The 21,789-nt window shown below is 46.7% G+C and carries 20 protein-coding genes, 2 tRNA genes and 1 riboswitch; of the genes, 6 read left to right on the top strand and 16 right to left on the bottom strand.

The genetic code is table 11. The features are described from left to right. Positions 1–23 precede the first annotated feature (23 nt). The gene (locus CBI31_RS09525; RefSeq protein ID WP_088526165.1) at positions 24–755 is read left to right on the top strand and encodes an SDR family NAD(P)-dependent oxidoreductase; all 732 of its coding nucleotides are present in this window, start codon (positions 24–26) and stop codon (positions 753–755) included. Between the two features lie 17 nt (positions 756–772). Here the strand turns inward: CBI31_RS09525 and CBI31_RS09520 are convergent, their stop codons facing one another. Continuing rightward, positions 773–1,378: a fumarylacetoacetate hydrolase family protein gene (locus tag CBI31_RS09520; protein WP_420812082.1), complete on the bottom strand. Its 606-nt coding sequence runs from the start codon at positions 1,376–1,378 to the stop codon at positions 773–775. Then, a complete protein-coding gene (locus tag CBI31_RS10640) occupies positions 1,308–1,643 on the bottom strand; it encodes a hypothetical protein (protein ID WP_420812081.1) in 336 nt (111 codons plus the stop codon). The genes CBI31_RS09520 and CBI31_RS10640 overlap by 71 nt, the downstream gene beginning before the upstream one ends. 160 nt (positions 1,644–1,803) lie before the next feature. Between CBI31_RS10640 and CBI31_RS09515 the strand changes: the two genes are divergently transcribed. Then, positions 1,804–3,462 (top strand): thiamine pyrophosphate-binding protein, encoded by a 1,659-nt coding sequence (locus CBI31_RS09515; protein ID WP_088526164.1) that lies wholly within the window; start codon positions 1,804–1,806, stop codon positions 3,460–3,462. Positions 3,463–3,506: 44 nt separating this feature from the next. Here CBI31_RS09515 and CBI31_RS09510 read toward each other — a convergent pair whose 3' ends face one another. The 3 genes from CBI31_RS09510 to CBI31_RS09500 form a co-directional block, all read right to left on the bottom strand. Beyond that, positions 3,507–4,538, bottom strand: coding sequence for a Bug family tripartite tricarboxylate transporter substrate binding protein (locus tag CBI31_RS09510; protein ID WP_088526163.1), 1,032 nt, complete (start codon positions 4,536–4,538; stop codon positions 3,507–3,509). 47 nt (positions 4,539–4,585) lie between these two features. Then, positions 4,586–4,834: a hypothetical protein gene (locus CBI31_RS09505; RefSeq protein WP_088526162.1), complete on the bottom strand. Its 249-nt coding sequence runs from the start codon at positions 4,832–4,834 to the stop codon at positions 4,586–4,588. Between the two features lie 92 nt (positions 4,835–4,926). Then, positions 4,927–5,001: transfer RNA gene (locus CBI31_RS09500), tRNA-Asn, on the bottom strand. Between the two features lie 21 nt (positions 5,002–5,022). On the opposite strand from CBI31_RS09500, the gene thiD reads away from it, so the two are divergent. Beyond that, positions 5,023–5,907 carry a bifunctional hydroxymethylpyrimidine kinase/phosphomethylpyrimidine kinase gene (thiD, locus tag CBI31_RS09495; RefSeq protein WP_088526161.1) on the top strand — a complete coding sequence of 295 codons (885 nt, stop codon included), beginning with the start codon at positions 5,023–5,025 and terminating at the stop codon, positions 5,905–5,907. Positions 5,908–5,939: 32 nt separating this feature from the next. On the opposite strand, the gene thiE is transcribed toward thiD, so the two are convergent. The 9 genes from thiE to CBI31_RS09450 form a co-directional block, all read right to left on the bottom strand. After that, a complete protein-coding gene (thiE, locus tag CBI31_RS10650; protein ID WP_476704263.1) occupies positions 5,940–6,506 on the bottom strand; it encodes a thiamine phosphate synthase in 567 nt (188 codons plus the stop codon). Between the two features lie 350 nt (positions 6,507–6,856). After that, positions 6,857–7,678: a thiazole synthase gene (locus tag CBI31_RS09485; RefSeq protein WP_088526159.1), complete on the bottom strand. Its 822-nt coding sequence runs from the start codon at positions 7,676–7,678 to the stop codon at positions 6,857–6,859. A 13-nt stretch (positions 7,679–7,691) separates the two neighbouring features. Next, on the bottom strand, positions 7,692–7,889 hold the full coding sequence (gene thiS, locus CBI31_RS09480; RefSeq protein ID WP_088526158.1) for a sulfur carrier protein ThiS: 198 nt from the start codon (positions 7,887–7,889) through the stop codon (positions 7,692–7,694). After that, positions 7,880–9,028: an FAD-dependent oxidoreductase gene (locus tag CBI31_RS09475; protein WP_420812080.1), complete on the bottom strand. Its 1,149-nt coding sequence runs from the start codon at positions 9,026–9,028 to the stop codon at positions 7,880–7,882. The genes thiS and CBI31_RS09475 overlap by 10 nt, the downstream gene beginning before the upstream one ends. 17 nt (positions 9,029–9,045) lie before the next feature. Then, on the bottom strand, positions 9,046–10,953 hold the full coding sequence (gene thiC / locus CBI31_RS09470) for a phosphomethylpyrimidine synthase ThiC (protein WP_206075496.1): 1,908 nt from the start codon (positions 10,951–10,953) through the stop codon (positions 9,046–9,048). Positions 10,954–11,023: 70 nt separating this feature from the next. Beyond that, positions 11,024–11,131: riboswitch (TPP riboswitch) on the bottom strand. Positions 11,132–11,197: 66 nt separating this feature from the next. Further along, positions 11,198–12,040, bottom strand: coding sequence for an NUDIX hydrolase (locus tag CBI31_RS09465; RefSeq protein WP_088526155.1), 843 nt, complete (start codon positions 12,038–12,040; stop codon positions 11,198–11,200). A gap of 246 nt (positions 12,041–12,286) precedes the next feature. Beyond that, positions 12,287–12,361, bottom strand: a tRNA-Arg gene (locus CBI31_RS09460). A 201-nt stretch (positions 12,362–12,562) separates the two neighbouring features. Beyond that, positions 12,563–13,795 carry an MFS transporter gene (locus CBI31_RS09455; protein WP_088526154.1) on the bottom strand — a complete coding sequence of 411 codons (1,233 nt, stop codon included), beginning with the start codon at positions 13,793–13,795 and terminating at the stop codon, positions 12,563–12,565. A gap of 3 nt (positions 13,796–13,798) precedes the next feature. After that, positions 13,799–15,019 (bottom strand): CaiB/BaiF CoA transferase family protein, encoded by a 1,221-nt coding sequence (locus CBI31_RS09450; protein WP_088526153.1) that lies wholly within the window; start codon positions 15,017–15,019, stop codon positions 13,799–13,801. Between the two features lie 78 nt (positions 15,020–15,097). Here CBI31_RS09450 and CBI31_RS09445 point away from each other — a divergent pair, with 78 nt between their 5' ends. After that, on the top strand, positions 15,098–17,086 hold the full coding sequence (locus tag CBI31_RS09445) for a DNA topoisomerase IV subunit B (RefSeq protein WP_088526205.1): 1,989 nt from the start codon (positions 15,098–15,100) through the stop codon (positions 17,084–17,086). Beyond that, positions 17,086–19,527, top strand: a complete 2,442-nt coding sequence (gene parC, locus CBI31_RS09440) for a DNA topoisomerase IV subunit A (RefSeq protein ID WP_240553909.1) — start codon at positions 17,086–17,088, stop codon at positions 19,525–19,527. The genes CBI31_RS09445 and parC overlap by 1 nt, the downstream gene beginning before the upstream one ends. A 14-nt stretch (positions 19,528–19,541) precedes the next feature. Here the strand turns inward: parC and CBI31_RS09435 are convergent, their stop codons facing one another. Next, entirely contained in the window at positions 19,542–20,501 is a 960-nt protein-coding gene (locus tag CBI31_RS09435) for an XdhC family protein (RefSeq protein ID WP_088526152.1), read from the bottom strand. 55 nt (positions 20,502–20,556) lie between these two features. Here CBI31_RS09435 and CBI31_RS09430 point away from each other — a divergent pair, with 55 nt between their 5' ends. Then, positions 20,557–21,207 (top strand): nucleotidyltransferase family protein, encoded by a 651-nt coding sequence (locus CBI31_RS09430; protein WP_088526203.1) that lies wholly within the window; start codon positions 20,557–20,559, stop codon positions 21,205–21,207. Here CBI31_RS09430 and CBI31_RS09425 read toward each other — a convergent pair. Beyond that, complete coding sequence (locus tag CBI31_RS09425) at positions 21,204–21,662, bottom strand: RidA family protein (RefSeq protein ID WP_088526151.1); 459 nt, start codon at positions 21,660–21,662, stop codon at positions 21,204–21,206. The two genes, CBI31_RS09430 and CBI31_RS09425, sit on opposite strands and share 4 nt — an antisense overlap. Positions 21,663–21,789: the final 127 nt, after the last annotated feature.

Genomic DNA, 21,789 nt, shown 5'->3' with positions numbered 1-21,789 from the left:
TAGTATTGATAGAAGGCTAGCTCATGAGTACCCCAAAGAATGTTCTGATTACTGGTGCTAGTCGCGGAATTGGCAGGGCCATTGCTACGCGATTAACTCACGATGGTTATCGAGTGATTAACTTGGATAAGTTAGAGCCACCCAGCTTGTTAAAAGACGAAGAATTTCATCAGGTAGATATCACTGACAGCAATGCTGTGAAAACGCTTCTTCAGGAGATTACCCATCGCGCTAAGGTACTGAGGCTGGTAAATAATGCAGGGATTATTAAGCCGGGCGCTCTGGAGGATGTGAGCGCAGCAGATTTTGATGCTGTCTATGCCCTTAACTTAAAGGCGCCCATGGTGCTTGCCCAGCAAATGCTTCCCCAAATGCGACAAGAAAACTTTGGACGCATAGTCAATATCGCAAGTCGTGCAGCACTGGGTAAAGAAGAGCGTACTGCCTATGCCGCCATGAAAGCAGGGCTACAAGGCATGACCAGAACCTGGGCTCTGGAATTGGCTCAATATGGCATTACCGTCAACGCCATTGGACCTGGGCCGATTGCAACAGAATTATTTACCTCAGGCAATCCACCCAATGCCCCAAAGACCATCAAAATTATTGAAAGTATTCCAGTCAAGAGAATGGGACAGCCAGAGGATATTGCGCACGCAGCAGCCTATTTAATTGATGACCGCTCTAGTTTTACCACTGGTCAAACTCTCTACGTTTGTGGCGGTATGACTGTTGGGCTCAGTAATGCAAGCTAAAACTATCCAAGAGTAGATTACTCATCTGCGATACTATTTCGCAATACACCAATCGATTCAATTTCGATTTCGCAGATATCTCCAGGTTTCATAAACACTGGGGGAGTTCTCGCGTAACCGACACCAGCAGGCGTGCCGGTAATCACAACATCTCCTGGCTCTAAAGTCATGCATTCAGTAATCAGCACAATAGTTTCTGCAACGCCCCATAAGAAATCCTTGGTGTTTGCGTTTTGCATGATTTGACCATTTAAACGAGATTGAATATTCAAACCATGACATCCAGGGGGGAGTTCATCTGGTGTTACAAGCCATGGACCAAAAGCACCAGTTTGATCAAAGTTCTTGCCAATCGTCCACTGAGTAGTTTTGCGTTGGTAATCTCGAATACTGCCATCATTAAAGATGCTATAACCAGCCACGCAATCTAAGGCATTGTCTAAGGTGAGGTGCCGAGCCTTTTTACCCACTACAAAAGCAAGCTCTGCCTCGTAATCGAGTTTGTCAGATACTTTAGGCCGCACGATCGGACTTAAATGCGCTGTCATTGAACTAGGACCGCGCATAAAAAAAACTTGGATATTCCGGTCTGGCGTTACCACCTTCTTTGGCATGGTCAGCATAGTTCAGGCCCATACAAACAATTTTTCCTGGTCGTTCGATCGGCGCCTTGAAGGTGATCGTATTGAGCTTGCCAGTGATTACTTTGGGGTTTGCAATAGCATCATGTACTCGATCCATATGCGCTGGGGATTGGATGATTTCTTGAATGCTATTGGGGATCAGCATATCTGTGGCGCACAAATCAATAAAGATATCTTGGTTGCCTTTGGTGACCGCTCCTACGCTCTCGTATCCATTCGGACCCTTAAAGCCAAATAACCTCATCTCAGTACCTTCCAATTGATTGATTTATAGTCAGTTCACGCAGTATAGGGCAGCCCGATTGGCTCTAGGACATCTCAAAGTGTGATAACTTTCTATTTGGCGTATTTGAGCACCATGGCACACAAGACCCACATGATCCATCAGAAAGTATAAAAATAGAATGCAGACACCAAGCAAGACAATCAATGGTGGTCAGATACTGGCAAATGCCTTAGTAAGGCAAGGAGTCAATATCGCCTTTGGAGTTCCCGGCGAGAGCTTTTTGCCGCTCTTAAATGGGCTGGTAGACCATCCTAACTTTCGCTTTATTACTTGCCGTCAAGAAGGTGGCGCCGCTTACATGGCTGAGGCCTATGCAAAATTGACTGGCCAAGCTGGAGTGATGATGGTCACGCGTGGACCTGGCGCCTGTAATGCCATGATCGGCATGCATACGGCATATCAAGATGCAACCCCGATGGTTTTACTCGTTGGCCAAGTTGGCACAGACATGGTTGAGCGCGAAGCTTTTCAAGAAATCGACTATCGCAGAATGTATTCAGAATGTGCAAAGTGGGTTGGTAGTATTGATCGTGTTGATCGTATTGATGAATTTGTTTCGCATGCTTTTCATATAGCTCAAGCAGGGCGTAAAGGCCCGGTTGTACTCGCTTTACCCGAAGATGTGTTGTACATGTCTGGTCAAGACAATCCTACTAAACCAGCCCATATCGTTCAGCCAGGATTGGATACCAAGCAGTTTGATGCAGCGATGAAAGTATTCACATCAGCGAAAAAGCCCATGATTATTGCCGGTGGTGGCAACTGGAATAGCGGCGCCTGTGAAGATTTACGTAGTTGGGCTAATCAAGAAAATGTTCCAGTAGCCACTAGTTTTCGGTCTCAAGATCTTATTGATAACCTCGATCCTGCATTTGCAGGTGATTTGGGAATAGGGGCTAACCCATCCTTAGTCAAGCGTATTGGTGAGGCCGACGCCTTGTTAGTCATTGGCGAGCGATTAGGCGAGATGACCACGGCGGGTTACACCTTACTCTCTATCCCCCAAACTCAAACTCAACTGATTCATGTACTTCCAGGCGCAGAAGATCTGGGTCGCGTTTATCGCCCAGACTTTGCCATTAACTGCAGCCCAGAAAATTTCTGTGCAGCGCTCAAGAATGTCAAGATGGGGAATCAGTATGATCGCGCAGCTATGCCAGCAGCGCATGCTGAATATTTAGCCTTTTCTAGCCCAGTAAGTACACCGGGTGATTTGCAACTAGCCCAGATCATGAGTTCATTGCCAAGCTCTATACCGCGTGATGCCATTGTGACCAATGGTGCTGGCAACTTTGCGACCTGGGTACACCGCTTCTATCCTTATGGACCTCATAAAACTCAATTAGCCCCTGCGAATGGCTCTATGGGCTATGGTTTACCTGCAGCAATCGCTGCTAAGATCGCTAACCCTGAAAAAGTTGCAATTGCCGTCTGTGGCGACGGCGACTTTATGATGAACTGCCAAGAGTTAGCAACGGCTGCGCGTTACGATGCATTCCCCATTGTTTTGGTAGTTAACAACAGTATGCTGGGAACGATTCGTATGCACCAGGAAAGAGAATTTAAGTCGCGTGTGATGGCAACTGACTTAACCAATCCAGATTTTGTAAAGTTTGCAGATAGCTTTGGGATGCCCGGATTTAGGATCACAAAGACTGAAGAGTTTGCACCCGTATTTGCAAAAGCACTTGCTAGTAAAAAGGGTGCATTAATAGAATTGGTCTTAGATCAAGAAGTGATCTCACCTAGTAAATTACTGTCTCAATTAGGCAAGTAAAAAAGAGGAGCAGCGCTCCTCTTTTGCTTAGTAGGTTTAAAAGATTAATCTACTTTTGCCCCAGAATCTTTTACAACCTTAGTCCATTTTGTGATCTCATTTTTAATGAAGGTACTAAATTGCGCAGGCGTATTGCCAACCGGTTGCGCACCCATCGCCAGATACTTTTCTTTCACTGATGGGCTGTTAATAGCCGCTATCAGGACAGCACTATCTTTGCTTACAATATCTGCAGGCATATTTGCAGGGCCAACAACTCCAAACCAAGAGGTTACCTCATAGCCTGGTAAATTGGCTGCTTCAGCAACGGTTGGTAAATCTGGCAAGGCAGCTGAGCGCTTAGCGCTAGTCACTGCCAATGCTTTTAATCGACCCGCACGTATAAAGCTAATTGAAGAAGGCAGGTTATCAAACATAATGTCTACATTGCCTGCCATGAGGTCGATTACTGCGGGAGGACTTCCTTTGTATGGCAGATGAACCATATAGGTTTTAGTCATGGACTTAAAGAGCTCGCCAGCCATATGGATTGATGTGCCATTACCGCTGGAGGCCATATTAACCTTGCCAGGGTTAGCTCTAGCATAGGCAATCAAATCGTTGACGGTATTGATATTGTTCTTAGCAGCAAACTCCGGATTTAAAACTAAGACATTCGGTAACTCTGCTACCAGAGAGATTGGCGTGAAATCTTTAATGGGATCAAATGGTAGCTTTCCTCCACCTTGAGTGTAAAGAGGAAGATTAATGCCATGAGTACCTACAGAAGCCATTAACCAGGTGTAGCCATCAGGCAGTGCTTTAGCAACGATTTCTGCGGCAATATTGCCGCCTGCACCGGGTTTATTGTCGACAACGACATTCCACTTCACTGTATTTTGGAGTTCATTTTGAAGTGGCCTAGCAATATTGTCGGTTGAGCCGCCAGCAGGAAAAGGAATAACAAATCGGATTGGCTTGTTTGGATAATCTGATTGGGCTAAGCTTGGTTGAGCGCTAACAGCCAATAGGGCTATAAAAACTATGATGAACTGAGTTGTTCTGCCTATTGCATTAAAAAGACTGATTTGAATCATTGTCATCTCCTGTTGATTAGACTCGACCTGATGATGATCTTATAGGATTACTTTTTAGACTGCTTTTTTCGTTTGAAAAGCACCCAAGCAGTATTGATTCTAGTGATGGCCATGATCGGCCATAGGAAGGTACAAACCATGACCCAAAAAATGCGGCCTTCTAGGAGCGAGGTTTGATCTGAGTCAATTGCCTTGCGAGGTCCTTCGCTAAACAAGTGCCGTTGTGAGTAAGTCAAAAAGCCAAAACATGCGCCAAAGAAGAGGTAAAGGCCGATAAAAGCATATTCGTCCATCATTTTTATCTCGCCTAAAATTGAGTCTTTAAATCTTACCGTAAGCCACCAAAAGCAAAAGCCCCTATTTTTTCAGTAGGGGCTTTTGATGTATTTGGCTCCTCGACGTGGGATCGAACCACGGACCAACAGATTAACAGTCTGCTGCTCTACCGCTGAGCTATCGAGGAATAAGCGGATATTATAGCAAGATGAAGTCCTCCCTTCCTACATCCGTTCAGATACCTAGAGTACTGACTATCGCCGGTTCAGATAGCGGTGGCGGAGCGGGGCTACAAGCTGATCTGAAGGTGATCACTGCGCTTGGAGGCTATGGTATGTCGGTGATTACTGCCATCACCGCTCAAAATACCCTCGGGGTCACTCGTATACAGGACGTAGATCTGGATGTAGTTGAGGCCCAGATTGATGCTGTCTTGTTAGATATTGGGGTAGATATTGTCAAAATTGGAATGCTTGCTAGCCCAGAAATTGTCCGAACTGTAGCCAAAGCATTGCACCGTCATGGCGTGAAACGCATTGTTCTGGATCCCGTCTTACGGGCGACCTCAGGCGCTAGTCTAGGAGGCGATGACACAGCGCAAGCAATGATCACAGAATTGTTTCCGATGGCAACATTGATTACCCCTAATATGGAAGAGGCATCATTATTGTTAGGTCGTGATATTGCTGGTGCAGATGATTTCAAACTGGCCGCGCATCAATTATTGGAGATGGGCCCGCAAGCTGTCCTGATTAAAGGTGGGCACTTAGATGCTACACATACCCAAATTACCGATTTTCTGATGTGGAAATCTCTTGAGGATGACTTAGAGGTTACCCAATCCAAAGAATTCAAGCACTATCGCGTCAACACACTCAATACTCATGGCACAGGTTGCTCTTTAGCATCTGCAATTGCGACGTATTTAGCTGACGGTCATGACTTAAGTCATGCGGTTGCAAAAGCGATTGCCTATGTAGAGGCTGGCTTAGAGGCAGGGCGTTTTTTAAGTATTGGTGAAGGCCCGGGGCCTTTGTGGCATATGCACGATTTTTACCCAACCGCTCTATTGGATGAAAAAGACAAGTACTAGTTAGCGCTAAAAGCCTTTTAGCTTATTAAGTACTACTGCATGAGTTCTTGTAAGTGTTTGATGGCAGCCTTCGGATCTTTGGCTTGAGTAATTGCTCTAACCACTGCTACGGAACCAACGCCACTCTTAGCAACTGCATGAATACTGTGTTGATCGATCCCACCAATCGCCACCAATGGATAGTGACTCATGAGTTTGGCATATTGATAGAGGCGACCTAAGCCTTGTGGCGCAGTAGGCATTCTCTNANTGGTTGGAAAAACTGCACCCATTGCAATATAGCTTGGGCAAAAACGATCTGCATAAAGCATCTCGGCATAACCATGAGTGCTTAAACCTAAGCGCAAACCGGCTGATCGAATTCTATCTAAATCAGCAATCGCCATATCTTCTTGGCCAAGATGAACGCCATAAGCGCCTTCATCAATTGCTTGCTCCCAATAATCATTAATGAAGAGCAGGGTCTGAGTGTCTTTAGTGGCCTTCACTGCCTCTTTGATTTGTTTTCTGATTTTATATTTATCTTCAGATTTAAAACGCAATTGGACCGTTGGAAGCTGCGCATCAACCATCCGCTTTACCCAATCTGCATCGGGCATGATGCCGTATAAACCTAAACGCATTGGGCATTCTGGGAAAGCATTGGGATTCATATTACGAGTCCAAGGCAGTAAACCAAAGTGCTCTGGTCTGTTAGGCCACTTCAAGGCATCAAAGCCGCCATCGCCCTGTACCATGCGGGACCAAGCCTTACCCAATACTTTGGCATCCGATTCAATAAAGCCCATATTGATTGCTGCGAGCGCGCCAGCAAGCTCGTAATGATCAGCAGCAGATTCATTATCAATTCTGGGGGGCGGTGCGCTGATGCTGAATGCTGGAATAGGTAGGCATAGATCACCATTACCATGGGCTGCCACAATTTGATCAGCAAGATCCCGAATTAAACTCATTGGCTCTGATGCCAAAAAGGAGTTCCAACCAACGGTGTGCTTGCCTGCGCAGATTCTTGGGGCTTCATGGCTCCAGATAAATAGGCTGCACGACCAGCATCGACTGCCATCGCAAAGGCTTTTGCCATCACTACCGGATCTTCAGCAAGCGCAACGGCGGTATTGAGTAACACGCCATCAAATCCCCATTCCATTACAGTGCAGGCGTGGGATGGAAGGCCTAAGCCTGCATCAACTAAGAGAGGAACTTTTAAGCGATCACGCAGCAACTTCATAGCATAAGGATTTAACGGGCCTTGACCTGTGCCAATCGGCGCTGCCCAAGGCATGACTGCTTGGCAACCAACATCAACTAAACGTTGACACAAAATGAGGTCTTCAGTGCAATAGGGCAAAACCTTAAAGCCATCTTTAATTAGGGTTTGCGCTGTTTCAACCAAGCGCAAAGTATCCGGTTGCAGGGTGTAATCATCACCAATCAATTCGAGCTTGATCCAGTCAGTCTCAAATACCTCACGTGCCATTTGTGCAGTCGTGATTACTTCTTGAAGGCTGTGACAGCCAGCAGTATTGGGTAGAACTGGAACAGCCATTTTCTTTAAGAGATCCCAAAAGCCACTATGTGCTTCTGTAGTGAATGTTCCTTGGCGGCGCAGACTCACTGTAATCATTGCCGGATTGGAGGCTTGAACTGCATTCTCCAGCACTTGTGGAGAGGGATAGCGCGAGGTTCCTAATAGCAGGCGGCTAGCAAAGCTCTCACCGTATAGCACTAAGGCATCGGCGCTATTGAGATTATTGGGTAATGGAGCTGTCATGAATTCTCGTATCTTAGCCACCGGTAACTGGAGCGATCACTTCAACTTGATCATTCTCATTGAGCAAAAATTCTCTATGCTGAGTCTTGGGAACAAAGTTCAGATTGACAGCCACAGCATAAGGTGGCCGGGCATCAATTAAAGAGAGTACATCCGAGATCATGCTCTGGGCAGGGAGCTCATACTCCACTTGATTGACTATTACGCGCATACGCTAGCCTCTTGATTGCTGGCTTCTTTACTAATGTTCAATCCTAATTCCAAAGCAGTTTTGCTTTCGCCCAAAGCTAAGAGCTCTAAGGCGCAGTCTAGAACCGCCGGAGAGATCATGTAGCCATGGCGATACAAACCATTGATCATCATCACATCGCAGAGGTCTTTATCTTTGCGTGTCTTGATCTCTGGAAGATTATTTTTCAGAGTTGGGCGACATTGGGTTGCCATTTCTAAAATACGGGCCTCAGCAAAACCGCTATGCACGGTATACACGGCGCTGAGTAATTCCATAGCAGAGCGCACGCTCATCTCGGATAAGTCATCTGATTCAATTTCGGTTGCGCCAACGACATAGATGTCATTTTCTTTTGGGGCAATATAGATTGGGTAGCGTGGATGAATGAGGCGGGTTGGGCGCTTGAGTTTGACCTCGGGCGCATGCAAACGAATGACTTCACCGCGCACCCCGCGTAAGGTATTAGCGCCATTAGAAGCCCAAACATCCAAAGCACCAGTACCGCGACAGTCAATTACAGTCTGATAAGTTTGGTCTTTGCGAAGATCATCGGGATGGGCTTGCGTATGCCAATAACAATGAACTTTGAGAATGCCGAGCTCTAAAAGCAGAGCATCCAACAATTGGCGATTATCAAGCTGCCCCTCATTAGGCAAAAACAATCCTTGAGTAAAACGCTCAGCAAGACCTGGCTCTAAGTCACGTACTGCTTCAGTATTTAGCTTTTGCGGCAATTGTAATAATGCATTGTTGCGGCAGTTACGCTCTAAGTGGGTCGTGAATCGCTGCGCTTCACTAGCATCTTGCCGATGCCACACAATTAAGGTGCCATCTTGTTGAAAAAATACTGGAGTTGACAGTTGACCGATCAACTCTTTCCAGCGAGATAGACCATAAATACCCATCCGTACTACCGAATCTTCTGTGATGACAGATTCTGCGAGAGGTGCAAGCATCGCAGCAGCCACTCGGGCAGCAGAGCCATGAGCATTTGCATCGCCTTTATCAAATAGATCTACTTGCGCGCCTCGCTGGGCAAGCGCAACCGCCAGCAGACGGCCCATCAGGCCGCCACCGACGATCGCATACTTGCGGTGCGAGAGGGAGGTGCTATTCACAGTCAAAGTGCAATACTTTATTGGTAAATTTCGCTACCGCGCTTACGAAACTCTGCTGACATTTCTTCCATACCCTTTTCAGGGTCTGTCGAAACTTCTGCAGTAATCGGAATCACTTTGCCTACTTTAGGATTACCATCAGCATCCAGAGTTGCAGCGTAGTCACGCACTTCTTGAGTGATCTTCATGGAGCAGAACTTTGGACCACACATAGAGCAGAAATGAGCAATCTTGGCGCCTTCAGCAGGCAGCGTAGCATCGTGATATTCACGTGCACGCTCAGGATCTAAACCTAGATTGAATTGATCTTCCCAACGGAACTCAAAACGGGCCTTTGATAGGGCGTTATCGCGGACCTGTGCACCAGGCAAGCCCTTAGCCAAATCCGCACCATGAGCAGCAATCTTGTAAGTAATGATACCTTCGCGCACGTCTTCCTTATCAGGCAGACCTAAGTGCTCTTTAGGAGTGACATAGCAGAGCATCGCTGTGCCGTACCAACCGATTTGAGCTGCACCAATACCGCTGGTGATGTGATCGTAACCAGGAGCAATATCAGTGATCAATGGTCCTAGGGTATAGAAGGGGGCTTCTAAGCAATGCTTGAGCTCTTCAGTCATATTCTCTTCAATGCGCTGCATTGGAACGTGGCCAGGGCCTTCGATCATGACTTGCACATCATGCTTCCAAGCTTTGGCAGTAAGTTCACCTAAAGTATGAAGTTCACCGAACTGAGCAGCATCATTCGAGTCTGCAATACAACCAGGACGCAAGCCATCACCCAAGCTAAATGACACGTCATAGGCTTTCATGATCTCGCAGATTTCATCAAATCGGGTGTAGAGGAAGTTTTCCTTATGGTGCGCTAAACACCACTTGGCCATAATCGAGCCGCCACGAGACACAATGCCAGTGATGCGATCAGCAGTTAAGGGAACGTAGCGCAGCAATACACCGGCATGGATGGTGAAGTAGTCCACACCTTGTTCAGCTTGCTCAACCAAGGTATCACGGAACATTTCCCAAGTGAGATCTTCAGCAATGCCACCCGTTTTATCCAAAGCTTGGTAAATTGGAACTGTACCAATGGGCACTGGTGAATTGCGAATAATCCATTCACGGGTTTCATGAATATGCTTACCAGTGGAAAGATCCATGATGGTGTCTGCACCCCAACGAATGGACCACACCATCTTTTCGACTTCTTCGTTGATGGAGGAAGTCACAGCAGAGTTACCCAAGTTGCCATTAATCTTCACTCGGAAGTTACGACCAATAATCATGGGCTCTAATTCAGGGTGATTGATGTTCGCAGGAATAATTGCGCGACCAGCAGCAATTTCAGAGCGCACAAATTCACCTGTGACGATATCAGGCAGATTTGCACCATAAGACTTACCAGGATGTTGCTTCAGGAGCTGCTTGTAGGCTGGGTCCTTGCGCAGTTGCTCCAGGCCCATTGACTCACGCAGGGCAACGTATTCCATTTCTGGGGTAACAATCCCTTTGCGGGCGTAATACATCTGGCTAACATTGCTACCAGCTTTAGCAACGCGTGGTGCGCTGATGTGCGAAAAGCGCAAGTTCTGGGTGGCTTCATCTTGAGCGCGTGCAACGCCATATTCAGAGCTAGGCCCTGATAATTGAATCGTATCGTTACGCTCAGTAATCCAAGTATCACGAAGTCTTGGCAAACCTTTTTCGAGATTAATCACAATCTCAGGATCACTATAAGGACCTGAGGTGTCGTAGACCGGCACTGGAGGATTAGGAATCATTTCCTCACCAACGCGCGTTGCAAGCTGCTCGATCATGCGGATCGGCGCCTTAACGTCAGGGCGTGAACCTTGTAAATAGATTTTGGTTGAAGCAGGGTAAGCGAACTTCTGACCAAAGTCTCGCTCTAAGCTTTTTAAGCTTGGAATTTCATGTTTGGTTTTTTCTTTGTTTGTACTCACGTCCATCTCCTTACAGTTGTAGATGGACGAAACCGGGTGTCGGTCTGATGTAACTTCCCACGCCAGCATTACCTGGATCGGGTTCTAGGGTTTTTCTCAGCGCCTCTGGCATATTCTGCTTTAGAGGGCACCCCTGTTTCATCCTTAAGTAATGATTTAACCATGAAATGGGGTTTGGGTTCAGGACTCTACTGAAGGGCCCTAAAAAGGCCTAAAAAAGGGATTTATTGCGCCGCAGGATGTAGTCAGCCGTGACAAAAGCTGCGTCACTCGTAAATTCGTCAGCCAGTATGCGGGCAGCAGCTTCGGCTAAGGAGATCTGAATAAAGCCACTGACTTCACCATCATGATTGCTTGGAACAAACTGATCAGCTAGCTCTAAGTCATAGATAAAGAGCTGCTCATCATGAAAGCCTCGCCCAGGAATAGGACGACGCATGTGTATACGGCCAACAGGTTCTACTTGATCAGCAATTTGTGGCGGCACTCCCGCCTCTTCCCAAAGCTCGCGTTTCGCACAAACCCAAGGTGTCTCATCAGCAGAGATACCACCGGCTGCCAAATTGTCTAACTTGCCTGGATCAGTCGACTTTGTTTCACTGCGTCTACCTAACCAAAGAAGATCAGATTTGGTGTAGCCATTGATATGGGTTGCCATGCTTCGAAATCCAAAGGTACGAAATGCAGCGCGCTCTAAGCGAAAGCACTGGTGACCGTTTTGATCAAGCCAAGCAAAATCTTCATTTCGCCAACCGGGAACATAGCCGCCTGCGCGCATTTTGTCAGCCAACTGAAGAAGGCTGGCTGACAAATCCTGAGGTCGACCCGCTTGAATCGCTAAGCAGTTATTTCTCATGGAGATTAGTGGAATAGATTCTGCTTGAAGAAAGTCTTGCAGGTATGGGATGAACTCTGGGCTTAAGTGGCCAATGACTTGTGCATTTTCTAGGCCGCGAGAAAGATGGATCGGCATAAAGTCAGCCGGCGCAGAACGCGCCGTATTTTGAAGCATTTCTTCTAAGGCGGCGAGCGTGCTGGTTGATAGGCTGGTCATAGCCTGGAGTTTAAGGGAACTAGCCAGTTTTGGTATTTTTTTGAGCTGTTTGGGGCATCTGGCAATAGCTCATAACATAAAACTTCCCAGAGCAGATGCACATATTTTCATATGTAAACGCAACAATACACTTTGTAGCGCCTGCCAATAATTTAAGCAAGCTAGCTCACTCTATACAAATCGAAGACTTAGGAAAACTTTTACGGATTTATCCACAAGGCCTGTGGATAAGTTTTGATTATTGCGTGGTCCCGCCGACAGGAATCGAACCTGTATCCCACGCTTAGGAGGCATGTGCACTATCCATTGTGCTACGGCGAGTTTGAATTCAATATCAATCTGTGTTATGAAAATTAAGAAAATTAAATGCTAATTTTTAAAATGATTACCATCCACACAAAGCCCAAACTTGATTGGTGATGGCAACCATCATGTCGGGCGCAAAGTAAGCGGAAAAAATGAGTAGCAAAACAAAAAGGGTAGCGCTATAACAAACCCATTGCCATAGAGAAAGTTTCACCATCATGCGTTAACTGTTCGGGTGATAGCGCGCTCTTTAACCGGTAAGTTGACTAAGAATGCAAACACACCCAGCGCAATCGCAATTTCCCAAACGATTAAATAGGAGCCTGTGCGATCGAATAAGTAGCCACCCAAAAATGCACCGCAGAAGCTACCCAGTTGATGAGAAAAGAAGACCAGACCGGAGAGCATGCTGAGGTATTTAACACCAAAGATTTGCGCAACGATGGCGTTGGTCAGTGGCACAGTCGAAAGCCATAAGAGCCCCATGATTGCGGCAAATATATAGGTACTGCTTGGGCTTAAAGGCAAAAGTAGGAAGCCAATAATCGCGATAGATCGAGTCAAGTAAATGCCGGAGAGTAAATAGCGCTTCGGAAAGCGTTGCCCTAAGATGCCAGCACCAAAAGTTCCAAAAACATTGAATAAGCCAATTAGGGCTAGGGCAGTAGTGGCCACTGCTGGGGATGCAACCGCTGGATAAGTTGTTGAGAGATCTTTAAGATAGGGTGCAAGATGCACTGCAATGAAGACTACTTGGAAGCCACAGACAAAATAGCCTAAGGTCAGCAAACGAAAGCTCGGATTACCCATGGCTTCTTTTACGGCCTGCTTAATTGTTTGATCACCCAGATTATTATTCTGAACAAAATTTTTCTCGCGTAACATGTATGCGGTTGGAATCATGAGGCTAGCCATCAGCGCTAGCAGTAAGAGCGCATCTTGAGCACCGAAAGCGCTCAGTAAACCTTGCTCAGCAGGAATCATCAGGAACTGACCAAAAGAGCCTGCAGCTGCAGCAATACCCATCGCCCAAACCCGTTTATCCCCAGGAACGTTGCGACCTAAAATTCCGTAGACCACGCTATAGGTGGTTGCGGTTTGCGCTAGACCGATCATTAGGCCACCCGCAATGGTAAAATTGAGAACATCGGTAGAAACTGCCATGCCGGCCAAACCCAATGAATATAGAAGGCCGCCAGCTACCATGATTTTGAATGCTCCATAACGATCAGCCAGTGCGCCAGTAATAGGCTGAAATACGCCCCAAGTGAGATTTTGCAGAGCAATGGTTAAGGCGAACGTTTCACGACCCCATTCATTGGCAGAGGTGATGGGTAAGTTGAATAAGCCAAAGCCATGACGAATACCCATGGACATGGTGACCATGAAGCCGCCAAAAATGAGAACTTGTTTAATAGTCAGTGATGGTTTGATGCTTGGGGTGCTCATGGCTTAAATGATTCCTTTGTCGCGCAACTCATGGATCGCTTTGTCATCGAGATTGAGGCGATCATGCAAGATTTCTTCAGTATGTTGGCCTAGTGTTGGTGGTGCCATGCGTACTTCAGTTGGTGTTTTAGAGAGCTTCATTGGGCTTGCAACTAGTTTCATATTGCCAACAGTAGGGTGTGGCACATTAAGCTCAATGTTTCGAGCAATGACCTGTTCATTCTCAAACACTTCTTTAAAGTCATTGATAGGGCCGCAAGGAACATTTGCTTCTTCCAATAAGGCAATCCATTGACCCTTCGTTTTCTTACGGGTCATTTGCTCAAGTAGGGAAACTAATTGCTTGCGGTGTTGAACGCGCAAAGGATTGTTAACATAAAGGGGGTTATCAGCCAAATGGGCTTCACCACCTACTGTCACAAACTGTCTGAACTGACCATCATTACCAGCTGCCACAATGATCCAGCCATCCGATGTTGGAAAAGTTTGATAGGGAACAATGATAGGCGAGGCATTGCCCCAACGCTTAGGCACTTCACCGGTAGTCAGGTAAGCGCTCGATATATTGGCCATTACTGCTATCTGCGTGTCTAGCAAAGACATATCGATATATTGACCTTCGCCGGTGTGATCACGGTGAATGATAGCCGCCAGAATTGCTGAAGAAGCATACATACCCGTAAAAATATCGGCAATTGCAACGCCCGATTTTTGTGGGCTAGCCCCTTCAAAATCATGAGCTTCACCAGTAACACTCATGAAACCACCCATGCCCTGAATAATGAAGTCGTAACCAGGGCGATTTGCGTAAGGACCCGTTTGACCAAAACCAGTAATCGAGCAATAGACAACATCAGGCTTCACTTTTTTAAGGCTCTCATAATCAAGCCCATATTTAGCTAGATCACCCACCTTATAGTTTTCAATCACCACATCCGATTCTGCTGCCAGCTTGCGAATGATCTCTTGACCCTCAGGCTTAGAAATATCGATCGTGATAGAGCGTTTGTTTCGATTGATGCAAATAAAGTAGGCAGATTCCGCAGTTTCCTGGCCATTGGCATCTTTGGCGAAAGGAGGCCCCCAATGTCGGGTGTCATCTCCAGCACCAGGACGCTCGACTTTAATAACGTCAGCACCCAGATCTGCCAGGTTCTGGGCGCACCAAGGGCCTGCTAGCACCCGGCTAAGGTCTAAAACACGAATATGACTTAAGGCTCCCATGCCCTGATTTTGGCATGGATGGCAGGGGAATTCTGGAAAAGTTCGGCTTCGAGCTCAGACATGGCACAATTTGCGCGCATGGCTACCCGTAAAACTTCCGAATACAGCGAATCATCGATTCAGGTCCTAAAAGGCCTAGAACCCGTCCGTCAGCGGCCTGGGATGTACACCCGAACCGACAATCCCTTGCACATCATCCAGGAGGTCTTGGATAACGCCTCGGATGAGGCATTAGGTGGATTTGGTAAGCAAATCATTGTCACTATGCACACAGATGGCAGCGTAAGTGTTGAAGATGATGGTCGAGGTATCCCAGTCGGAATGCACCCGACTGAAAAACTCCCGGTAGTGGAAATCGTGTTTACCCAACTGCACGCTGGAGGCAAATTTGAAAAAGGTTCTGGTGGTGCGTATGCATTCTCAGGAGGTTTACATGGTGTTGGTGTATCTGTCACTAATGCCCTATCTAAAAGATTAGAGGTAACTGTTTGGCGTGAAGGGCAGATTTCTACTTTGACTTTTGCTGATGGCAGAGTCATAGAGAAACTCAAAACAAAGTCATCATCCAAAGAGGATAAATCTCATGGCACGCGTGTACGTGCATGGCCTGATGGAAAGTATTTTGATAACTCGGCTATCCCAATGGCTGACCTGATTCGCCTTCTGCGCTCTAAGGCTGTTCTATTGCCTGGCGTGAAAGTCACTCTCATACAAGAAAAATCGGGTGAGAGTCAAACTTGGCAATATGCCCAAGGCTTACGTGGCTACTTAAATGAAGCGATTGCGCAATCAGGACACGGCCCAGAAGTCATTCCACCATTTGAAGGTGAGCAATATGCTACTGGCACAGGGGAAGAGGATTCATTTGCTGAGGGTGAAGGAGCTGCTTGGGTTGTTTGTTGGACCGAGGATGGTGCACCGGTTCGCGAGAGCTATGTCAACCTCATTCCAACGCCTGCCGGTGGAACACATGAGAGTGGTTTGAGAGAAGGTCTCTTTAATGCCGTCAAAGGCTTTATTGAAATGCATGCTTTGCAACCCAAAGGTGTCAAGCTGATGCCAGAGGATGTATTTGCGCGCGCCTCTTTTATTTTGTCTGCCAAAGTATTAGATCCACAGTTTCAAGGACAAATTAAAGAGCGCTTAAATTCTCGCGATGCAGTCAGACTAGTATCAGGCTATGCAAAGTCTGCTTTAGAGCTTTGGCTCAATCAGCACGTAGATTACGGCCGCAAACTGGCTGATCTGGTGATTAAGCAAGCTCAAGCAAGAACTAGGGCCGGTCAAAAAGTAGAGAAGAAAAAATCTTCTGGCGTTGCAGTTCTTCCAGGTAAGCTTACTGACTGCGAGAGTCAAGACATCTCCATGAATGAGATCTTCCTGGTTGAAGGTGACTCAGCAGGTGGCTCAGCCAAAATGGGCCGTAATAAAGAATATCAAGCCATCTTGCCTCTGCGCGGTAAGGTTCTCAATACTTGGGAAGCAGAACGCGATCGCTTATTTGCTAACAATGAAGTGCATGATATTGCAGTAGCTATTGGCGTAGATCCCCATGGTCTGAATGATGATCCCGATCTTTCGAACTTACGTTACGGCAAGGTTTGTATTTTGTCTGATGCAGACGTTGATGGAGCCCACATTCAGGTGCTTTTGTTAACCCTGTTCTACAAGCATTTCCCTAAACTCATTGATTTGGGCCATGTGCATATTTCTAGGCCACCACTCTTTAGAGTAGATGCGCCAGCACGCGGTAAAAAACCAGCACAAAAAATTTATGCGCTTGATGCCAGTGAACTGCAAGCAATTGAAGATAAATTACGTAAAGACGGCGTTAAAGAATCTGCCTGGCAAATCTCTCGCTTTAAGGGCTTGGGAGAAATGAGTGCTGAGCAATTATGGGATACCACCTTAAATCCAGATACCCGTCGTTTGCTGCCGGTCACTTTAGGCTCTTGGACTGAAGATGAAACTTTTAAAACTATGGATATGCTCATGGGCAAATCTGAATCTGGAGCAAGACGCGATTGGCTGGAAGAGCGCGGTAATGAAGTTGAGGCAGACATTTAATGGCAACCAAAAAAACTCCAGCTAAGAAGCCTGCAGCTCAGCAGGCTGATCTATTTTCTGATGCCATTGAGGTGGATGAGACACGTAAGGCGAAGACTGCTTCACAGAATTCTCAGGGTCCGAATGATCCACACGATCCTAAGACAATAGATCTCAATGAGGATGGCAAAGATAGTTTGACCCTAGCGGTTTACGCTGAGCGTGCTTATCTTGATTACGCAATTAGTGTGGTGAAAGGCCGCGCTTTGCCAGAAGTATCGGATGGTCAGAAGCCAGTCCAACGCCGTATTTTGTTCTCTATGAGCGAAATGGGTTTGCGTGCTGATGCTAAGCCAGTAAAGAGTGCCAGGGTTGTAGGTGATGTGCTCGGTAAGTTTCATCCTCACGGCGATCAATCTGCCTATGACGCATTGGTGCGCTTGGCACAAAGTTTCTCTTTGCGTTATCCCCTAATCGATGGTCAAGGTAACTTTGGTTCCCGCGATGGTGATGGCGCAGCTGCCATGCGCTACACCGAAGCGCGTTTAACCAAGATTGCCGGCCTATTGTTAAGTGAGATTGATGAAGGTACGGTTGATTTTGCGCCCAACTATGATGGCTCATTTCAAGAGCCTAAGTTATTGCCAGCGCGTCTACCATTTGTTCTTTTAAATGGCGCATCGGGAATTGCTGTTGGTATGGCAACAGAAATTCCTTCGCATAATTTGCGTGAAGTTGCGAGTGCTGCCATTGCGTTGATGAAGTCGCCAAAGCTGTCTACTGAGGATTTACTGGGCATCATGCCTGGTCCGGATTATCCAGGCGGCGGGCAAATCATTTCTTCAACAGCAGAGATTGCTCAGATTTATGAGACTGGTCGTGGCAGCATTAAAGTGCGCGCTCGCTGGTCTGTCGAAGAATTAGCCCGCGGTCAATGGCAAATCGTTGTAAATGAATTACCACCAGCCACTTCCTCTCAGCGAGTACTCCAAGAGATTGAAGAGATCACCAATCCAAAAGTGAGGGTTGGTAAAAAGACGCTGACTCCTGAGCAAAATAATCTGAAGTCAACCATTCTGAATGTATTAGATGGTGTTCGCGATGAATCGAGTAAAGATGCCGCAGTGCGTTTGGTGTTCGAGCCTAAGAGCAAAAATATTGATGTCAATGAGTTTGTAAACCTTTTGCTGGCACATACCTCGCTTGAATCGAATGCGCCGATGAACTTGGTGATGATTGGAAATGATGGTCGTCCACGACAAAAAGGTCTTAAAGAGATTCTGACCGAGTGGGTTGAGTTTAGAGTTGCCACGGTAACCCGCCGCACCCAGTACCGCTTGGGTAAGGTCAAAGATCGCATGCATATTTTAGAAGGGCGCTTAACTGTTCTTCTGAATATCGATAAGGTCATCAAGATGATTCGCAATAGCGATGAACCTAAGGTTGATCTGATCAAGGAGTTCAAGCTATCTGATCGTCAGGCTGAAGATATTCTTGATATTCGTTTGCGTCAGCTGGCACGTCTTGAGGGCATCAAGATCGAGCAAGAGCTCAAAGAGCTCAAGGCTGAGAAAGATGATTTAGACGGCTTGCTACAAAGCGATACCGTTCTACGTAAGCGCATCATCAAGGAAATCGAATCCGATATGAAAGATTTTGGTGATGATCGTCGCACCTTAATTCAGGAAGATAAGCGTGCTATTGCTGAAACCAAAGTCATTGATGAACCAGTGACAGTAATCGTCTCCCAAAAAGGTTGGGTGCGTGTTCGTCAGGGCCATGATCATGATTCCACCCAATTTAGTTTCAAAGCGGGTGATGGTATGTATGACACCTTTGAGGTTCGTACCGTTGATGTGATGCAGGGCTTTGGCAGCGATGGACGAGTCTATACGGTGCCCGTCAGTGAATTGCCAGGTGCGCGGGGTGATGGTTCTCCATTAACCAGCTTTGTTAATTTGGCCCCTGGTTCGCAAATGGTTGCTTACTATGCCGGTCAGCCAGATGATTTAGTGTTGCTATCTACTAAAGCTGGTTATGGCTTTTTGGCAAACGTAGCGGATATGAGTACTCGTAATAAAGCGGGTAAATCCTTTGTCAGCATTGATGCCAAAGTGGTTGGTGATGCACCTTTGGGTGCAGTCAAGGTCAAGGTTGGCATGAAGCAGGTTGCTTGCTTGTCACAAGCTTCTAAATTATTGGTATTCCCATTAGATGAACTCAAGCGCCTACCAACTGGCGGTAAGGGCGTCATCTTAATGGGCTTAGACGATAAAGAATTTTTAGCATCTGCAATTGCTGTTGGATCAGATGGTGCCACCTATGCTGGTGCTGGTCGTGCTGGCAAGCCAACAGAGCTCAATCTAGATGCGAAGACACTCAAATCATTTGCTGGCAACCGCGCGCGCAAAGGACACTTTGTTGAGCCACGTCTGAAAGACGGTAAGCTGAAGGCGAACTAAGGAAACTAGAGGACTTAGTTTTTCTTTGGAACGCTAATGCCGTATTTAACGGCTATCACCTCTGCCAGAATCGATACTGCAATTTCTGGTGGAGTGAGTGCGCCGATATATAGACCCACTGGGCCATGAAGTTTGTCTACCTGTTCTTGGCTAAGATCAAACTCTAAGAGGCGCTCTTTGCGTTTTTGGGTGTTCTTGCGACTACCTAATGCGCCAACATAAAAAGCAGGGGACTTTAATGCCTCCATCAGCGCCATGTCATCTAACTTAGGATCATGAGTCAGCGCTACGATAGCAGTATGGGGGTCAACTCCAATTTCAAGCAAGACATCGTCTGGCATCCCTTTGTGGAAGATGAGATCTTCTCGATTTAAGCCTTCTGCGTATTCCTCACGTGGATCAATCACAATCACTTCAAAATCGGATGCAAGCGCAAAGTCAGCCGTATACAGTGATAGTTGACCAGCGCCAATAATGACCATCCGCCAACGTGGTCCGTAAGTTGTTTGCATCTCTTGATCGTTACAAACAAATTGATCTTGGCGAGTTCCAGCCTCCAAGATGGATTTTCCTGTGCTGACATTCACAGTACGGCGAGTCATTTGATGGGAAGATATTTGCGCAAGCAGCTTCTCTAGCACTACCAGTTCGGGTTTGGGCTCAACGAGCAGTCGCAGTGTGCCGCCACAAGGAAGACCAAAGCGCGCCGCTTCTTGCTGACTCACTCCATAGACCACCATTTCTGGAGTGGCTCTAGTCAGAATTTCTGTTTGCACACGACGAATGAGGTCATCTTCGACGCAGCCGCCAGAAACAGAGCCGGCTACTTGACCATCGTCACGAATGGCAAGCCAGGAGCCAACAGGTCTTGGGGCAGATCCCCAAGTTTGAACAACCGTAGCAATAGCCACTGAGTGGCCGGCTTTCAGCCAGCTGACGGCAGAGCGAAGGACGCTTAAATCGGTGCTATTCATGCGGTGATTGATCTTTATTGTTTATTTTTCTAGTTTCCTATTTATTATCACTCTAATGACATCTTTGGGTAAGCACTCCAATTCGGTAAAGCTTCGCTTGGCAGTACTTTTGCTGGCCGCGGGTGAGGGTAGCCGATTGGGTTCAATTCCTAAGGCGCTTTTGCAAAAGGAGGGCAAAAGCCTTTTAAGTCGATTTTGCCAAGCAATCGCACCATTTATGCCAACAGAATTTATCGTCGTGACAGGTTTTTATGCGGATGCGATTGAATCGGAGTTGTCTAGGCTCAAAAAAGATCTCGGGTTGGCAATTACAACTGCGCACAACCCAAAGCCAGAACGAGGACAAGCATCTTCAGTACGTGTGGGTTTGGAAACCTTAAAGAGTGATTACGATATGCTGCTGGTCGCTCTATGCGATCAACCTCTCGTGGGTACTATGGAAATTGATGCATTGCTGAAGCAATTTGAGCAGCGGGATCAGCCAACAGAAGTGGTTTTGCCTATGGTAGGAGAGCAGCGAGGTAATCCAGTTGTGTTTTCACATCAGTTCATCGCGGATATTTTGGCAATACCCAACATGGTCTGTAGACCTTTTATGGATCAGCATCCAGAGTTAGTCCAGATTTTTGTTACAGACAATCCAGCCTATATTGCTGATGTTGATACTGAAGCTGATCTTTCTGAATTTAACTTAAAGCACTTTTAAATCTCGGCAATCAATTCAATTTCCACGCAAGCACCTAATGGAATTTGCGCTACACCAAATGCACTACGGGAATGCTTGCCTGCATCGCCAAAGACGTCGGCGAGTAATTCTGAACAACCATTGATGACCAAATGTTGTTCGGTATATTGCTCGGTAGAATTGACCAGGCCCATGACTTTGACAATGGACTTGATTTGATCTAGTGAGCCCAAATGACTTTGCAATGTGGCGATGAGGTCAATCGCTACTGATCTTGCGGCAGCCTTACCAGCATCGGTATCCATATCTTTGCCCAGCTTTCCGACCCAAGGCTTGCCATCTTTTTTGGCAATATGACCCGATAGAAAAACAATATTGCCAGTAGTTCTAGCCATCACGTAAGCAGCTGCGGGTGGTCCCGCTGGAGGAAGCTCAATCCCGAGAGATTTCAGGCGATCAAGGTAGGGTTTATTCATGATGAGGAGTCCGTATTGGGGTAGACCATGAATCTTACTGGCAAGCGCTTTTCCCTATCTTCTTTTGCAAGCTTTTACTGATTTCGGGGGGTTTAAATGAGCCAAATAACGCCTCTAGATGCATCAG

It is taken from the genome of Polynucleobacter campilacus (assembly GCF_002206625.1).
Lineage (GTDB): Bacteria > Pseudomonadota > Gammaproteobacteria > Burkholderiales > Burkholderiaceae > Polynucleobacter > Polynucleobacter campilacus.
Note: the sequence above shows the minus strand (reverse complement) of the source record. Positions and strands in the feature narration are given on the sequence as shown.

What these genes read in the sequence shown, in the direction of transcription:
- CBI31_RS09525 (WP_088526165.1), top strand. Translation starts at nt 24, where the DNA reads ATGAGTACCCCAAAGAATGTTCTGATTACTGGTGCTAGTCGCGGAATT.
- CBI31_RS09520 (WP_420812082.1), bottom strand. Translation starts at nt 1,378, where the DNA reads ATGCTGACCATGCCAAAGAAGGTGGTAACGCCAGACCGGAATATCCAA.
- CBI31_RS10640 (WP_420812081.1), bottom strand. Translation starts at nt 1,643, where the DNA reads ATGAGGTTATTTGGCTTTAAGGGTCCGAATGGATACGAGAGCGTAGGA.
- CBI31_RS09515 (WP_088526164.1), top strand. Translation starts at nt 1,804, where the DNA reads ATGCAGACACCAAGCAAGACAATCAATGGTGGTCAGATACTGGCAAAT.
- CBI31_RS09510 (WP_088526163.1), bottom strand. Translation starts at nt 4,538, where the DNA reads ATGATTCAAATCAGTCTTTTTAATGCAATAGGCAGAACAACTCAGTTC.
- CBI31_RS09505 (WP_088526162.1), bottom strand. Translation starts at nt 4,834, where the DNA reads ATGATGGACGAATATGCTTTTATCGGCCTTTACCTCTTCTTTGGCGCA.
- thiD (WP_088526161.1), top strand. Translation starts at nt 5,023, where the DNA reads ATGAAGTCCTCCCTTCCTACATCCGTTCAGATACCTAGAGTACTGACT.
- CBI31_RS09485 (WP_088526159.1), bottom strand. Translation starts at nt 7,678, where the DNA reads ATGACAGCTCCATTACCCAATAATCTCAATAGCGCCGATGCCTTAGTG.
- thiS (WP_088526158.1), bottom strand. Translation starts at nt 7,889, where the DNA reads ATGCGCGTAATAGTCAATCAAGTGGAGTATGAGCTCCCTGCCCAGAGC.
- CBI31_RS09465 (WP_088526155.1), bottom strand. Translation starts at nt 12,040, where the DNA reads ATGACCAGCCTATCAACCAGCACGCTCGCCGCCTTAGAAGAAATGCTT.
- CBI31_RS09455 (WP_088526154.1), bottom strand. Translation starts at nt 13,795, where the DNA reads ATGAGCACCCCAAGCATCAAACCATCACTGACTATTAAACAAGTTCTC.
- CBI31_RS09450 (WP_088526153.1), bottom strand. Translation starts at nt 15,019, where the DNA reads ATGGGAGCCTTAAGTCATATTCGTGTTTTAGACCTTAGCCGGGTGCTA.
- CBI31_RS09445 (WP_088526205.1), top strand. Translation starts at nt 15,098, where the DNA reads ATGGCTACCCGTAAAACTTCCGAATACAGCGAATCATCGATTCAGGTC.
- parC (WP_240553909.1), top strand. Translation starts at nt 17,086, where the DNA reads ATGGCAACCAAAAAAACTCCAGCTAAGAAGCCTGCAGCTCAGCAGGCT.
- CBI31_RS09435 (WP_088526152.1), bottom strand. Translation starts at nt 20,501, where the DNA reads ATGAATAGCACCGATTTAAGCGTCCTTCGCTCTGCCGTCAGCTGGCTG.
- CBI31_RS09430 (WP_088526203.1), top strand. Translation starts at nt 20,557, where the DNA reads ATGACATCTTTGGGTAAGCACTCCAATTCGGTAAAGCTTCGCTTGGCA.
- CBI31_RS09425 (WP_088526151.1), bottom strand. Translation starts at nt 21,662, where the DNA reads ATGAATAAACCCTACCTTGATCGCCTGAAATCTCTCGGGATTGAGCTT.